A 14419-nucleotide genomic window follows, 5' to 3' on the forward strand; every position below is an offset into this window, starting at 1 on the left:
AACTATTTCCAGCCCAACCCCTCGAGAGCGTTGTTCAGCCGCCCGGCGCTGTCATGGAGGTCATGGTCAAAGAGGCCGGCATATGTATCCAGGGTCATTGTCGCGCTGGCGTGGCCGGCGATGCGTTGGACCACCTTGATGTTTGCGCCGGCGCTAACCGCCAGGCTCACGGCCGTGTGTCTGAGGTCGTGGAACGTAGGCTTCGGAAACGAAGAATCCTTCGCTGCAACCCTGTCTATTGCTGGCGCGTAATGACGCTTGGTCCAGGTGTTGTTCCGCAGGGCCGACCCACGGGCACCACTAAACACCCGTGAGTTTCCAGGTTCGCCGGAAATCGAAGCCTCCAGCCGCTGTGCAATCAGCCGGGGAATAGGTACGACCCGGCTGTCCCCGCCCTTGGTAGGCCCAAGCAAGAGCTTTCCTCCAACCTCCGAGAACGCCTTTCGGACGAGGATGGACGGTGTCGGGCCAAGATCCAGGTCGTCTCGCGTGAGGGCCGTGATCTCGCCCCATCGCAGGCCGCAGGTGCCAGCCACCATGACGAGGAGTTCAAAATCGCCGCACTCGGCTGCAAGGGTGGTCAGCTGGGTCATTGTCAGGTAGACGTGCGCGCGCTGCTTCTCACGGGCTGGGATGTAGTCAGCTTGTCCAATGGGGTCCTTGGCAGGATTGCTGGGGAGCAAGCGTTGCTTCACAGCGTGGCCCATCAGCCGACCGAAGAAGAGTGCGACTTCCCGCCGGGTGGTCGTGCCGGCGGGCCGCCCATCACGACCCTTGAGGGTCGTGATCCAGGTGGCCACATCGTCGTACCGGACATTGCCGACCGGCGTATGAGCCCAACGGGGGCTCACGTAGTTCTCGTAGCACCGGTGATAGTTGTCCTGAGTCTTGGGGCTTGCTGGTTTCCTCCCTCTTGCGCCGACAGCAGCAATCCGCTCGATCCAGTCCCCGTAGAGCTGGCCGACGGTTTTCTTGCCGGCCGCGCGGGGATCAATGAAGGTTCCTCCCCGAATTGACTGCATCGTGGTGTGAAGGAATTCCTCGGCCTCGCGTTTCGTGGTGAACCTTTTCCGCTGGCGCTTGCCGTCAGCCGTGGTCCAGTCGGCCTGCCAGCGCTTCACACCGCTGGTGAGCTTGTTAACCGCCATCTGGCTTGTTCTTCCTCGCGCGCATGGCTGCCCAGATCTCCTCGCGTTGTCTTAGATAGGCGGGCGCAATTTGGGCCTGGCGTCCCTTGCCTTCGAGGATGCCTTTGGCCCGGGCCCGCCGCAGCCTGGCGGACCACGTATCAGCGCTCTCGCCCGTCCATTCCGAGAGTCTCTTGATCGGTTCCACGGAAACCTCGCCGAGGGCGACATAAGCGGACGCAACGTGAACATAGTCTTCGTCCGACTCGACCCGGGCTGGAAAGGGCGTCATATCTCTTCGGACGTCCGCCACGGACAGTTGCTCATAGCGGTCGCGCATGAGGGCACGCGCGTGTGCCATAGGGATGGAACGCAGCACCTTCGTTGTGATGCCGTCAAAGGCTTGTTGCATTGACGTGCGCTCATCGTCTTCGGCAAGCGCATAGTCGTAGGAGTCGAAATCTATCCACAACTTGTTGGGCTCGCGAAAGCTACCCATGTCATGCCCAACAACCCATCCAATTTGTACTTTCAGGCCGTGAACGCGATACCGCGCCCACAGTATTGGGTAATTCTTCCCGCCGTCCCTGAACTTTTCCTCTTCTGGACCGCTTTCCGGGCCAATGTATTTGACGTTGGGTCCGAGGGGCGGCAGTTCGAGGATGTCCATGTCGCCATCGTAACACAGGGCAATTGGCAAGAAAAGGGTGTCAAACACATCTTGACTGCCAGGAAGACTGTGCTTAAAGTTTTCCTCATTGCACAGTTTTGTTACCAAGGAGGCTGTGCTTTCGAGATAAGGAAGATCGACTTTGGAAAATGATCAGGTCCGGGGGACCTTGAAGGGCGCGGCTGAGCCGCCGGCGTCGCCTTACATGACGAGGAAGCAGGTGGCGGCGTACCTCAACGTCTCCGAGAAGTGGCTGGCCCAGTCTGGCCGCGCCAGGGGGCCGCGGTTTCACAAGTTTGGTTCCCAGTGCCGCTACCTCATCGACGACGTCGTGAACTGGGCTCGCCAGCAGCGGTCGTCATGAGACTTCGTTGGTGGTGATGGACGGTCTGCCAGCCCCACCAAATCATTGCTATCCGTCCCTAAGGCCGTCCATCCAGGTCTGTCTCAGCTGACTGACCACTTGGGCCAAATCAGGTCTCCTCTGGGACTCACCGATTTCAATGTGCGCTCCTTGGCGCCATCCCGGGCCGCTGCCGTCGGCCTGCAACTACAGCCGATCGATTCGCCGCTGCGCGATTTCACTCCCGTGACCCTTGCAACCAAACAAATGGAGGTATTCATGATTCCCCTGACCGACCCGTTGTCTGCGGAGGAGCGGGCGAAGCGTCCGTGCGAGCAGTCGACCTGGAATGACTACGGCGACCGCACCTTCGCACTCGCCGCGTGCGATCCCTACGTTGACCTCTGGCTCACGACGATTGCCAATGACCCTAGCCTGCCTTCTGACGCGCTCGACGTGGCGGGGGTAATTGCCCGCGATGTTGGCATCGGACGTGTGGCTCTCACCAACTGGCAGCGGATCAACGCCGCCCTCGGCCGGTACCGGAGGGATCCCGCCGTATTCGAGACCCTGATGGAACTCGAGCTGGACGGGTACATCGCGCTCTACGTGGACGAGCGGACCGGCGGGTCTTGCGGGTTCGCGTTACTGATTGCGAAGGCGGAACAGTGAGCGAACTCCCCCGCCGGCAGGCCAGGCCGCTGCAGTACGCCAAGGCGATTGCCAACTCTGACCTTCCGCCGGGGACCCGTGCCATCTGCTGGGCCTTGGCAACCTTTGCCGACAACGATACGGGCGAGGCGTACCCCTCCCTGAAGAAGCTCGCAAAGGCAGCAGGTCTGAATACGACAGATACCGTCACCAGGCACACCAAGTTGGCGGAAGACAGGGGGTACCTGTACAAGGAGCGCCGCTACAACAACTCGATCAACTACACCATCACCATCCCGGTTGCGGATGCAACCGTGGAGGAAACGCTTCCGCCCGGGGCTTCCTCCGGTGAAGCCCCGGCCCTTCATGGATCGGCAGCCACCCTGGAAATCTGCACCACCCAGGCCGAAGAAGTCGGGTCAGCTACCCCTGATTTGGAGGCGGAGGTCTACCCCGAGTATTACCCCACTTGGTACCCCGAAAATCCCGGTTCCTAACTACCTCACCTTTAACTACCCCAGGTAGAACGACCTCAAAGGAGTTCTACCTTATGGGAACTACCTCGTTACAACTACCTCATTGATGGCCGTAGCGGCCTTGACGATGGAGCCGGTTGAAGATGGCCCTGCCTGAGGGCAGGCCATCACTACCACTGGTTCGGAATCGAAAGCCCCTGCCTTGACGGCGGGGTCGCTATTCCGGCCGCAAACCGGGATCAACGAACGGTTGGTCCAGGAAAGCGGAGCGCAGCGCAGCCCGAAGGGCGGAGCCAGCTCCGCCCTTAGACCAGCTATTTCTCAGCGGCATCGCCGTGCCATTGCAAACACCACAAGAACCCCGAAGGAGAAACAATGATCAAGTCCATGTCCTACGACGATCCTCCGGAGACGATTCGGCAGACCCGGACGTGGGACGCCATGAAACGGCACTACGTGAAGCTGGGACTTTGCGGTCCTTGTGCCGCCCAGGCGGGCTGGGGGCATCAGCTGGGATTCTCCCGGTCCAAGCCGCCCTGCCGCGAATGCCAGCCCATCGTCGATGATTTCCCCGTCGCCGAGCCCAATCGGTGGTGGTCCAACTCACCGCGCCGCGGAGCCGAATTCGCGTTGTCGGTCGATCCCGAGAAGGGCCTTTAGGAGGCCTTCGGTGGCTATTTTCTGACAACGGTATTTGATCCGGGTACATGAACCCCGATTTCCGCTGGAGTGTCAAAAAATCCGCCCTTGGCATACATTAGGACGGCTGCCGGTTTGTGAGTTCGTTGGTCGCCAATCCGGCCCTCGGCTGTCTGCAGAATCTCGTGGTCGCACCGCCGACCGCATGCGGCCGCGGAAGTGGGCACCGGAAGGGTTGCCGTTCAGCCGCAACCGGTGCGCGGTGTCAAAGAGGACCTCGACCTGGCAGTCGTCAGTGGACGCTTTGTTGGCGGCGCGGTCTTGCCCGGTCGACCGACCCCGATGAAGAGTACAGGGTCGCGGCAACGTTCGCTCCGAATCCCAAGATGCAGTATTAAATCATATTTAATGACTTTGGAACCCGTACGCGACCGGGGGCGCTATCACCGCCGGGCTGGGTGTTGGTCGCGTGGGGGTCCACCCCCACCCCCTTGCTGTGGGGCGCCCCGTGATCGCTGATGCTGTCTCGGGAAACCCGTTCGTGAAAATCTGCCGATCGACGGCCATCTCTAAGGATTCGTTTCTCTCCCGGTCGTCCGCCGGGAAATGATGGAGGCGATACCCGTCCCGACCCTGGGCGGGTCCGACCAGGCCGTCTCCGGAATGAGACGCAGCCCAGCGGCAGCACAGAGTCGTGCGAGGTTCAGCCAAGGTGAGGACTCAGACCGACCCGGCACCGTGGTTCGCAACGAGAGAGAAGCGGGAGCGTTTTTCAGACCCGCTGTGGCCTCCGTCCGAGCAGAGGATTTTAGCATGAGTTCTTGGCATCAGCGTTTGGGAAGCCGGCTACTCTTTCCATGTGATGTTGTCGCGGATGCTGGTAATCGAGCTTTTCGATACGCCGTACTCGCGAGCCAAGCGATTGATGGTTCCACGCGGGCCGGGAAGCTGAGCGCGGATAGCCCTGGCCTTTTCCTGTGTCAGCTTCGCGAGGGCGTGATTCTCGCCTCGCGGCACCGTCCCATGCCGAAGCCTGTCTTGCCCGATATTCTCGAGCGGTGTAGCCCAACGAAGGTTGTCAGGCCTGTTATCCAAGGGCTTCCCGTTAAGATGAGCGGCGTGCATGCCGGCGGCAGGTGGTGCACCGTGGAATGCCTCGCACACGAGGGAGTGCACCCCTCTCGGGTTCCCTTTCCCGCAATGCACGACGGCATAGCCCAAGACCGTGATGTAGGGCTTGAGGATGGTCTTATTCCGGCCTCGAATCCGCCCCAGCGAACTGGCCCAGTATCCATCGAATTGGGTTGGCCGCCACTCTTCCCCCTCGATCTCATCATTCGGATGAACAACCGAAGTGATCTGCGAGACCCTTATCTGGTTGGCCCTTGTCTTGGCTTCCTGCTCACGCCGGGCCAACACCGCAGGTGAAGGCTCACTCGTTGGGAGTTTTCGCAGTTTGCCTGCAGCAATGAGATTGACGTATGACCGGGAGCAGTGGAACGCATCGGCAACCTGACGATGACTGATTCCGTCGGCGATCATGCTTCGCATGCGGGCCACGTCGTCATCTTTGAATCGGGCAAAGGGGTTGTTTAGTCCCCGAGAGGTGTTGTAGTGGCCGCGGGCGGCTCGGTCTGCCATGTTCTCGGCGTGTGTACCTACCCTTAGATGGGTGATTTCCACGCATGCCCTTGTATCGCAGGAATGAAGAATCAGCTGCTCGGGGGCGAGGATCTCACCGTATTCAAGGAACCAAGCAACACGGTGCGCGGCCATCGTCCTGCCGTTGAGGACAAACTTGCCATACCCGCGGTTGCTCATGCCTGCTGTCCAGAGCAGGCATCCGTTCGCTGCGCGGCGTGTTTTTTCGTAGAAGCGTTCGCGGTCCAATTTCGGAGGTCCGACGTTTCGATGCCGCGACGTAGTACTGGCAGTCCTGCGGGCTTGTGAGGACCGGACCGGCGTTTTCCGGTCATTTCGGGAATCATCGTCTTCCATTGTCCGCACCGCGCTTTCAGTGGCATGACCAACGGCGATCATGCATGTATCACTAGTAGAGCAGACAATGCTGACATTATTGGTTGGCATTGATTCATGCCCACCCGCCCGCACCAGTCCTCCGAGGAGCAGACGCGGCGGTGGACCGAACGCAGGACGATGGTGGGTTCGCGAATCAGGGAATTACGCCTCGAGCAGGGGCTCTCGCAGGAAGCGCTGGCGCTGGAATCTGGACTGAGCCGCAACATGATCATTGGGATCGAGTGGGGCCGGAAAAGTGTCGCCTACGAGCGCCTGTGGGACATCGCTTCCGTGCTTGAATGCGATGTCGAGGAGCTCTTCGTTGCGCCGAATGGGGCTGCATCAAGCAGCCCGTACCGCGGCGGGCGACGCGCAATGCAAAAGCCCAGCGCCAAGCCGCGTCGTTGACCGGCCAATTGGCATTTGATTGCCTTTGGCCGCTGCAGCCAGTCGACTGCTGCGACGGATCAGTCAACGCCAAGGCTGCGAGTAGGTCCACACCCGACGAATGGAACGTTTTTAAGTTTGTGGCATTACTAGTCGTGGACTTGGAGGTGCTCTGAGATCGCTGTCAATAGATCTGTATCAACGGGTGTTGGAGCAATGCCTCGTGCAAGAAAGTCCCAGGCCGTAAGCCCGTGCCGGGGCGACCTCGGGTAGATCGAAACGGCCACGTCAGTCGCACACTGCGCGAGATAAGCCACATCCAACGTCCCCATACGTTGCCACAACGTCCACGAAGCCCGGGCTAGCCTTCGTTGGTCCCTATCTAGAACGGGCCGAAGTCGGAAAATGTCCCTTCGGTCCGATGGAATAGCATCCTTTGCGTCCCAGATAGCGTTCCACAGCGCGAATTGCGTCTCCGTTGAGAGGCCATCGTCCAGTAAAGCCCGCAAAGGCCTGAGCACCGGCGCCCAGAAACTAGGCGCCGGCGGGGAGACCAGCCCATGACCCTGCTGTCCCGCCAACGCAACCCCTAAATCTCGGCGAGCTGATTCGAGGTCCCCCAGTCTTAGATGAACAGCCGCTCGCGCGGTGAACGCGTCCCACATCCGGGAGTACTCTATGGATGAGTCCAATGCCCTCAATGCGAGATCGGCAGGTAGACACGGCCAGAGTTCGTACAACGCGAACCCATAAACCCACCCTTGCGCCGACGGTCGTTTGGTCATACTGGTGTCACGTATATAAGGCCGAGGCAGCTCAGGGCGAGGTAGTAGCGCCCTCAGCAGTGACGCGCCGATTTTGATGGGGTCGCGACCCAGGCGCGTGACGCTTCCGAAAAGGGCCCCCGCCAGGTCTTTCACATCTGACTCGCTGCCGCGGCCCGGGAGGCTGTCGATCAAAGCAGCACTAAGCTCGGGCTCCGCACTGTACAGGATGGCTGCCCGATGAAGGCACAGATCGGTACGCAAGTCCTCCGCCACCGTCACTCCTGGTCCTAATTCGTCCAAGATGTCTTGTATGGCTTGCGCCGATCTAAGAGCAGCGCTCCGGTCGGCCTCTCGGCGCAGGCTTTGATCGCTATCCGCTGGCGGCGTCTGACCAGTTTTCCCTGCCTCAGCATCCTGCCTGGACCGCTCTGCTGAATCATCCGCAGTGATTGCCGGGGAACGGCCAGCCCGGTTCTCGTGAGCAATGCGGCGCCCTGCGGCGACCACTGCGGTCGCGCCCAATTGCTCGACAAGAGCCACTCCGTACACAAGCATCTTCTGCCTGTCTGGGGAATCGCTCACCAGAAGCTTTGCAGCTAAATCTCCGAGAGCCTTAGCGGACGCTTCATCGGGCTCGACAAGGGCAGTAAGGCACAGGAGGGTCAATGCCTCATGGTCTCGAGCAAAGCTCAATCCCGCCGTCCAGTCATCGTTGATAACAGAGACCGCCTGCTGATGGTTAACGGCCCTTTCCACGGCTTGTCTCAGAAGAGTCAGCACGGCTGCTGGACCTGCTTCGACCGAGATTCCGCCTTGGGAGAACGTAAACAAACTGGAACGAAGCAGGGCCATAGTCCCAAAACTGGAAACGAGTACCCGAACAAGCAGTGTCGCACCTCCATCGGCGCCCCCAGCCAAGCCAAAGTCCCATCCGAACGCGGTGCACAGGGCAAATACAGCGGCGCTCGCTCCAGCGTTCAGGAGGACGTAGACGATTCCTGGCACGCTCAAGAGCGCCGATCTCGGCCGCGAGCGGTACCGGCCGAGCAACTCGACGCATCCAATACCGCCCCCGAGTAGCGCGGTAACGAGCCCCGCCAGGATGGGCGACATTAATCCCACGCCCCGAAACCCCGAGGCCCATTATGTCGGCCCCGATGCGAGCCGTCGGTCTTGTCTGTTGCCGCCTGGTCGCCGCGCACTACTTGCGTCTCAGGCGAGGCTTCCTGGGCGACAGCACCGCCGTGTGCGTGAAGGAGGAACGTATCAGCCCATATCTGGGCAGTCATGCGGTCCGTGCCGGCCTGGTACTGGCGCATTCGCCTCTCCCGCTCTGCGATGAAGACCCTCAGCCAATCGGAAACGTCCATGCCCCCGATGGTCTGTTTCGGGCCTTGGAATGTCAATGATCCGAGCCCGCTCACCCGTCGTTCTGCCTCTGGCAGACGTTCGATCAGTCCGTAGAAGGACCGGCTCGCGAGTACCACGGTGCGCAACTGCGGTTGGTTACTGGATGACTACTGCCGAGGCTGACGGCTATGTCCCGTTGGGCGTGCCTCCCGCGAATGGCCATTGAGTGCCCTTAGATTCATAGGCAGACGTGACATGCCCTTGAGCCGAGCGCCCGACAGGACATTGTGATTTCGGGCAGGGGGAAGTATGGCGATTCTGACAGATGCCGAGCTGATGCTTGGCTTGTCCCGACACCTTTCGGCGTACCAGATGGGCCCCGAAAGAGCCGCCCTCGAGCAACTGGAATTCGCTGGGTGGGTGTTTGATGTCTCTTTCAGGTTGCGGGGCAGCACGACGAGCAGCCCAGCGCGCGTTAGGGCCATTGGCTTGGATGTTGGGCTGGGGAGGCGGTCGTTGAACGACGTTGTCCAAACGCTTGAACAGCTTGGCTGGGTTGTGGTTCATCGCGACGCGAACGGCCAGGCGACTGCAGTCGTCGAGACTATCCCCGCGCCCCGTGACCTGGTCGCAGCTTCTGAAAAGGTTCTAACCGTATTGATGGCCGGGCCCGTGGAGCGCGCGGCCCTCGCTGTCTTGCGTGCCACAACCACCCAGCCCCTGCTGCACGAAGATGTGTTGGAGGTCGCTCATGCCTCTGAGGGTGCAAGTTCGGCGCCGGAGAGTGCAGAAAGCGCCGTTCGTCTCCTGACGCACATGGACCTGATTCGGAAGGTGGTAGCGGACGACGGCCGATCTATCCTTTTCAACCCGAATGTTTGGACGCAGGGTGAAGATGTAATCCAGGCAGCTCTGCGGGCCGCAGATGCTCGAGGGACCAAGGAAGTTGGCGCACTGCTGGAAGAGTTGGCAGCCAATCCAGGCATGCCTGAGAGTCAGGTAACGGCAACCGAGAAGAAATGGATTGACTTCGCCGTATCGCAGGGGCTCGTTCAGAGGTCTGTAATTCAGACGTCGGAGGGACAGGAGCAGGGTTTTCTTTTCACGCCACACTTGGGCAGGGACCCCTTTGGCGGTTCTGCTGGGGATGCATCCGGTCAAGTCAGACAACTGGTTGGCTCAATGATCTATGCAGCTACGTTTGCCTCATATCGCTTACGGGATCCAGCTGTTTTCCTACGGTCGCTGATCAATCGCGGCGTCGCCGGGAACGCCTCGTCGATTGGTACCGACTACCCCATGCTTGAAAAAGCAGGAATTGTCAGGGTGATCGATGGTGATTCGGCGAATCGATATCAGCTGGAACTTCTCCAGACCGAAGTCGCAGAGGATGCATTGAAGCTGCTCACCGCCCGTGAAACCTCGGGTTCAGGACGCCCCAACGTGGCCTCCCTCGAAGGACAGCGGTCTTACGTCCATGTGGAGCGGGAGCGCGCCAAATTGGCTCTTATGACCGATCGTGATCAGGCAGAGGAATCACGCTTGATCGCCGCGCTTCGCGAAGTACCCCTGCGGCGCAGCATGGGACGAGGCCAGTGATGGCGGACAATAGCGGAGCACAACCGGCCGGCCGGGCTCCGGGATCAAGAGCTGACGAAGCAAAGCGAAGGACGCGACGTCGAGCTGACCCCAAGCCGGGAACCAGGCCGGAAGACACCGAAGGTGGCGTACTGGAACGAAGAGTTGCCCGCCTGGAATTTGCGGAAGGTGCCTTTGTTCGCCTGCGTGTGCCAGTGTCGGCGGAAGGCGCCGAACAGGGGCGGGACGTCCTAACAGACATAGATATTCTGTCGATTGACGTTGATTCACGCTTGCGATCAACTAGGTCGAGCCTTGAGTGCAAGAGCGGCAAAGGGCAAAGCGGGGAGCCATACACTCTCGTTTGGCTAGCGGGATTTCGACAGCTCATGTCCCTCGACCGTGTGACCTTGGTTCGCCAGACTGTGAGTACACGTGGCCGCGCTTTGGCTCGAAAGCTCGGTATTGCCGTGCTCGACGAAGCGTCACTCTCATCTCGGGAACAGGCGCATGCGTGGTTGCCAGAAAAGTTTGCTCACTTGGACGGGGAGGCATGCTTGGCAGCTGAAGCGAGGACTGACACCCAGCTCAAGGGGCTTCCGGACTTGCCTGTCGCGGTGACAAAGTTTCTGAGAGGCGGGGGACTCATGGCGGATTCTTCGGCTCTCTTGTCTGCTGTCGAAACCTTCGGCAAAGCTGCTGCGCGGCAAGGCGGCATCCCGGAGCCGGCAGCTACGGTTCTTGCCTCCCACGCTTTGGTTGCCGTCATTCTCGCAGCGCTCCAGGACGCCGGTCGTCTCGATGAAATACCCTCTGCGACACTACTCGAGCGACTTGGGCGCGCACTCACAGTAGGGAGCGCCGATGACCTTTATCTTCTGCCATTACTGGAACGCGCCGATGCCCTCGTCGGCCACATTCAGGAGCGAACCCACCGGAGATACATTGAGGCAGGAGCTGAACCGTTGAGGGTGCCTTATCCCTCGCTCCGGCAGATTATTGCTGAACCACCGGCTTACCTCAACGACTACGTGGACTTCGTTGAGCGCCTTCGCGCAAACCCAGCTGTCGCAAGAGAGCTCCTTCAAACTGCCGAGCTGGTCTGCTTTGACGCAGCGTTGGGAGGCGACGCATGGAAGGCCCCTGCCTTTGCTCATCTCCTGTCCACCGAACACCACGGGCTGATGTCTGTTGCGCTTCGTTGCCTTGGCTCCATCGGGGGGACGCATGTGTCGGGTCATCTTGACCTGGTTGGTTCGTTCCGAAGCATGAGGATGAACGAATCAGTAGTCGACAGGAGAGTTGCGCCGGAGTCAGTCAAATTGAGAGCGGATCAACCAGTGACCCGTGACGCTGCTCCGTCGGTTCAACCCGGGCCGTACCCCCAACAACCAGTCTTGTTGGACATCGACCGTCTCGACGATATTGAACCCGAGATGCCCTGAGCCACGGTAGGTAACACTCGCGTGGGAGAGGGGGCTATCTCAGACACCTTCGAAGACACTCTTGCGTAGTCGGACGGCGCCCCTTGCGGGCCGCCAGCAACGGGCAGATAGGAAGAATTGGGATGACGGAGCAATGGGTGCCCTTCGGGCTGGAAGAGCATGAAGTACCTGATTACGAAGTGCTTATGGATGGAGTCCCAGCTTGGCTAAGGGAGCCGCTGGCAGGATGGATCCACTCCTATCTATCGACTTCGGGCTGGTATGACACTGCGAAGTGTCTTGACATCCAGCTGAAGACCAGAGTTCAGCTTGGCGTTTCTGCGGGTAGCAGCATTGCTGACCCTGACAATACTCTGGCCCGAATCCGCAGGCTGTCTTCGCTCGAGCTTCTCCGCATCGTTGACTACGTTGTATCTGTAGCGGCCTACACCATCAATTCCCAGACTGCGACGGTCCTTGATGATCTACTCAAGGGTGGAAGGTCAAAGTGGACAGTGGGTGTACGGGGTGGAAGCTTGGGGCTCGTAGAGCGAGTCGCCGAAGGCGTGCAGGCAAGCGTGGAGGGAGTCATCGCTTCAGCGGGTTCATCGGGGAAAGTTCTCGCTCGTGCTTGGTCTCACGTTCACGGATTTCAACCCAACGATAGCGCAGGATATGCCGATGCTGTTCGTGCAGTGGAAATCGCGGCAATTGATGTTGTTCAGCCGAACAACAAGAACGCCACGCTCGGAACAGTAATAAATCAGATGCGCGACCAAGGTGACTGGCGCTTGCCTCTTAGGGAGCACCAATACGCGCCCAGCACCGAGTTGATTCTGAACTCCGCTCGAACCCTATGGTACGGACACCGTGATCGGCACGGAAGCGTCAACTACAAGGACGTCTCTCACGAAGAGGCCCGGGCCGCAGTTGCACTGGCAGCAACCCTACTCGAGTGGTTCACTTCGGGAGCGGTGGCTCGTCGAGCCTAGGACCATAGCCGCCTCATCCTGGCTAAGAAGCTGAATACCGTCGGCATGACTCTGCGGCGGCACTTGTGCCAACGGAGCCGCGGTACGAACTCATCCAGGTACCCCGACTAGGCAGCGCTAATGTCATTGGCGAGAGTTACACTAATATTCGAACATATTTTCGAATAAGGGTGTGTCATGAGTCTTGCGTTGGACCCTCGTGTGATAGTGGCGGGGGTCGTGCCGTGGCTGGTTCCTGTGGCTCCGGTGACGGTGGAGTGCGGCTACCCGTCCCCGGCCCAGGACTACTTCTCGGGCGAGATCGACCTGAACGAGCACCTGATCCAGGACAAGACGAGCACCTTCATAGTCCGGGTGGCGGGGGACTCGATGCAGGGGGCGGGGATCAGCGACGGGGACGAGCTGATCGTGAACAAGGCCTTGGAACCCAAGGACGGCTCCGTGGTGGTGGCCATCCTGGACGGGGAGCTGACTATCAAGCGCCTGCGGATCACCGCTGCGGGGGTGGTCCTTGAGGCCGCTAACCCGAAATACCCTTCGATCCGTGTGCCCGAATTGTCGGAGCTGAGGATCTGGGGTGTCGTGACCCGTTGCCTGCACTATGTCTAGGCCGGCGACGATGCCGCGCACCCAGGAGATCGCGCACGTGGATGTCAACAGCTTCTATGCGTCGGCCGAGCGGATCTTCGACCCTTCCCTGGAGGGCCGGCCGGTCATCATTTTGAGCAACAACGACGGGTGCGCGGTGACGCGGTCCGATGAGGCCAAGGCCCTGGGGATAGTACTGGGCGAACCGTGGTTCAAGATCGCGCCGCGGGCGAAGGAATGGGGGTTGCAGGCCCGCAGTTCCAATTACGAACTCTACGGATCGATTAGTTCCCGAGTCATGACCTTGCTGGCCCGGTACTCGGCATGGCAGGAGGTCTACAGCATCGATGAGTGCTTTCTCGGCGTCAAAGGTAGCGGGGAGGACCTCCTGGCTTTGGGCCGGGCGATGAAGGAGGCCTGCCGCAGCCACGTCGGTGTGCCCGTCTGTGTCGGGATCGCTCCGACCAAGACCCTGGCGAAGCTTTCCAATAAGTGGGCGAAGAAGAACAAAGCGTTCGGCGGAGTGTGCCGCTGGGAATCGGTGCCGGCCGCCGAACGCGAGGCGTTGATGGCGCGCCTGCCCGTGAATGAGATCTGGGGCGTGGCCACTCGGCTCACCAAACGTCTGGCCGGCATGGGCATCTACTCGATCGGGGACCTCGCCAGGACCGACCCGGTGATGATCCGGGACCGGTTCTCGGTGGTCATGATGCGCACCGTCCTGGAACTGCAGGGCACCCCGTGCATTCCCATGGAGGAAGAACGTATCGGGCGGGAGCAGCTGATCTTTTCCCGGTCCTTCTCCAACCCGATCCGGACCGGGCCGGATATGCGCCAGGTCATGAGCGTCTACGCCCAGCAGGCCAGCGCCCGTCTGGCCAAGCACCAGCTGCAGGCCAAGGTCCTGACGGCCTTCGCGGCCACGTCCTACTACAACCCCGCCGATACTTCCTACCCCTCCGTGGTCATTCCGTTGCCCATGCCCACGGCCGACCCGGTAATCCTGGCCAAGGCAGCACACGCCTTGGTCCCCAGGATCCGCGAAGGCCTCAAATACGTCCGCGCCGGGATCATGGTCACCGACCTCCGACCGTCCGGCAACCAACCACCCCTGGCCTTGTTCGAGAACGCGCACGAGGAACGCCGCATCGGCCCGCTCATCGAAGACGTCGCCCAACGCTTCGGCCGGAGCTCCATTGGCCTCGGCGTAGCCGGCCTCAAGGGCGGCCCGGACTGGTCCATGAGACGCGACATGCTCAGCCCTCGCTACACCACCGAATGGGCCGAACTGCCCGTGGTCAAAGCAGCCTGAAGCGCGCCGCTCCTTGAACGAGGGAGCGCACCGTAGCCGAGCGAGCAGCGAGGCGGCCTGGCGAGTCGTCAGGTGCATGCGGCAACCACCTGGAGA

13 protein-coding genes are annotated in these 14419 nt (G+C 60.5%); 10 read left to right on the plus strand and 3 right to left on the minus strand.

Annotated elements, in window-relative coordinates:
- Positions 1-2 precede the first annotated feature (2 nt).
- Both ACZ9CK_RS02510 and ACZ9CK_RS02515 read right to left on the minus strand, forming a co-directional pair.
- On the minus strand, positions 3-1148 hold the full coding sequence (locus ACZ9CK_RS02510) for a tyrosine-type recombinase/integrase (protein WP_476049147.1): 1146 nt from the start codon (positions 1146-1148) through the stop codon (positions 3-5).
- Entirely contained in the window at positions 1138-1797 is a 660-nt protein-coding gene (locus ACZ9CK_RS02515) for a hypothetical protein (protein WP_476049148.1), read from the minus strand. The genes ACZ9CK_RS02510 and ACZ9CK_RS02515 overlap by 11 nt, the downstream gene beginning before the upstream one ends.
- 205 nt (positions 1798-2002) lie before the next feature.
- On the opposite strand from ACZ9CK_RS02515, the gene ACZ9CK_RS02520 reads away from it, so the two are divergent.
- The 4 genes from ACZ9CK_RS02520 (at position 2003) to ACZ9CK_RS02535 (ending at position 3927) form a co-directional block, all read left to right on the plus strand.
- Positions 2003-2161: a hypothetical protein gene (locus ACZ9CK_RS02520; RefSeq protein ID WP_476049149.1), complete on the plus strand. Its 159-nt coding sequence runs from the start codon at positions 2003-2005 to the stop codon at positions 2159-2161.
- 99 nt (positions 2162-2260) lie between these two features.
- Positions 2261-2812: a hypothetical protein gene (locus ACZ9CK_RS02525; RefSeq protein ID WP_476049150.1), complete on the plus strand. Its 552-nt coding sequence runs from the start codon at positions 2261-2263 to the stop codon at positions 2810-2812.
- Positions 2809-3288 carry a helix-turn-helix domain-containing protein gene (locus tag ACZ9CK_RS02530; protein ID WP_476049151.1) on the plus strand — a complete coding sequence of 160 codons (480 nt, stop codon included), beginning with the start codon at positions 2809-2811 and terminating at the stop codon, positions 3286-3288. The genes ACZ9CK_RS02525 and ACZ9CK_RS02530 overlap by 4 nt, the downstream gene beginning before the upstream one ends.
- 354 nt (positions 3289-3642) lie before the next feature.
- Entirely contained in the window at positions 3643-3927 is a 285-nt protein-coding gene (locus ACZ9CK_RS02535) for a hypothetical protein (RefSeq protein WP_476049152.1), read from the plus strand.
- 825 nt (positions 3928-4752) lie between these two features.
- On the opposite strand, the gene ACZ9CK_RS02540 is transcribed toward ACZ9CK_RS02535, so the two are convergent.
- Positions 4753-5796, minus strand: a complete 1044-nt coding sequence (locus ACZ9CK_RS02540; RefSeq protein WP_476049153.1) for an HNH endonuclease signature motif containing protein — start codon at positions 5794-5796, stop codon at positions 4753-4755.
- A gap of 204 nt (positions 5797-6000) precedes the next feature.
- Here ACZ9CK_RS02540 and ACZ9CK_RS02545 point away from each other — a divergent pair, with 204 nt between their 5' ends.
- The 6 genes from ACZ9CK_RS02545 (at position 6001) to ACZ9CK_RS02570 (ending at position 14323) form a co-directional block, all read left to right on the plus strand.
- On the plus strand, positions 6001-6333 hold the full coding sequence (locus ACZ9CK_RS02545; protein WP_476049154.1) for a helix-turn-helix transcriptional regulator: 333 nt from the start codon (positions 6001-6003) through the stop codon (positions 6331-6333).
- 2405 nt (positions 6334-8738) lie between these two features.
- Complete coding sequence (locus ACZ9CK_RS02550) at positions 8739-10028, plus strand: hypothetical protein (protein ID WP_476049155.1); 1290 nt, start codon at positions 8739-8741, stop codon at positions 10026-10028.
- 536 nt (positions 10029-10564) lie between these two features.
- Positions 10565-11452 carry a hypothetical protein gene (locus ACZ9CK_RS02555; RefSeq protein ID WP_476049156.1) on the plus strand — a complete coding sequence of 296 codons (888 nt, stop codon included), beginning with the start codon at positions 10565-10567 and terminating at the stop codon, positions 11450-11452.
- A gap of 122 nt (positions 11453-11574) precedes the next feature.
- Positions 11575-12423, plus strand: a complete 849-nt coding sequence (locus ACZ9CK_RS02560) for a hypothetical protein (RefSeq protein ID WP_476049157.1) — start codon at positions 11575-11577, stop codon at positions 12421-12423.
- A gap of 177 nt (positions 12424-12600) precedes the next feature.
- A complete protein-coding gene (locus tag ACZ9CK_RS02565) occupies positions 12601-13032 on the plus strand; it encodes a LexA family protein (RefSeq protein ID WP_476049158.1) in 432 nt (143 codons plus the stop codon).
- Positions 13025-14323 (plus strand): Y-family DNA polymerase, encoded by a 1299-nt coding sequence (locus tag ACZ9CK_RS02570; RefSeq protein ID WP_476049159.1) that lies wholly within the window; start codon positions 13025-13027, stop codon positions 14321-14323. The genes ACZ9CK_RS02565 and ACZ9CK_RS02570 overlap by 8 nt, the downstream gene beginning before the upstream one ends.
- Positions 14324-14419 lie beyond the last annotated feature (96 nt).

The organism is Arthrobacter sp. TE26545 (assembly GCF_056279005.1).

Excerpts from the sequence above, each read along its gene's own strand:
- ACZ9CK_RS02560 (WP_476049157.1), top strand. The coding sequence starts at position 11,575 with ATGACGGAGCAATGGGTGCCCTTCGGGCTGGAAGAGCATGAAGTACCT.
- ACZ9CK_RS02565 (WP_476049158.1), top strand. The coding sequence starts at position 12,601 with ATGAGTCTTGCGTTGGACCCTCGTGTGATAGTGGCGGGGGTCGTGCCG.
- ACZ9CK_RS02515 (WP_476049148.1), bottom strand. The coding sequence starts at position 1,797 with ATGGACATCCTCGAACTGCCGCCCCTCGGACCCAACGTCAAATACATT.
- ACZ9CK_RS02545 (WP_476049154.1), top strand. The coding sequence starts at position 6,001 with ATGCCCACCCGCCCGCACCAGTCCTCCGAGGAGCAGACGCGGCGGTGG.
- ACZ9CK_RS02535 (WP_476049152.1), top strand. The coding sequence starts at position 3,643 with ATGATCAAGTCCATGTCCTACGACGATCCTCCGGAGACGATTCGGCAG.
- ACZ9CK_RS02570 (WP_476049159.1), top strand. The coding sequence starts at position 13,025 with ATGTCTAGGCCGGCGACGATGCCGCGCACCCAGGAGATCGCGCACGTG.
- ACZ9CK_RS02550 (WP_476049155.1), top strand. The coding sequence starts at position 8,739 with ATGGCGATTCTGACAGATGCCGAGCTGATGCTTGGCTTGTCCCGACAC.
- ACZ9CK_RS02520 (WP_476049149.1), top strand. The coding sequence starts at position 2,003 with ATGACGAGGAAGCAGGTGGCGGCGTACCTCAACGTCTCCGAGAAGTGG.
- ACZ9CK_RS02510 (WP_476049147.1), bottom strand. The coding sequence starts at position 1,148 with ATGGCGGTTAACAAGCTCACCAGCGGTGTGAAGCGCTGGCAGGCCGAC.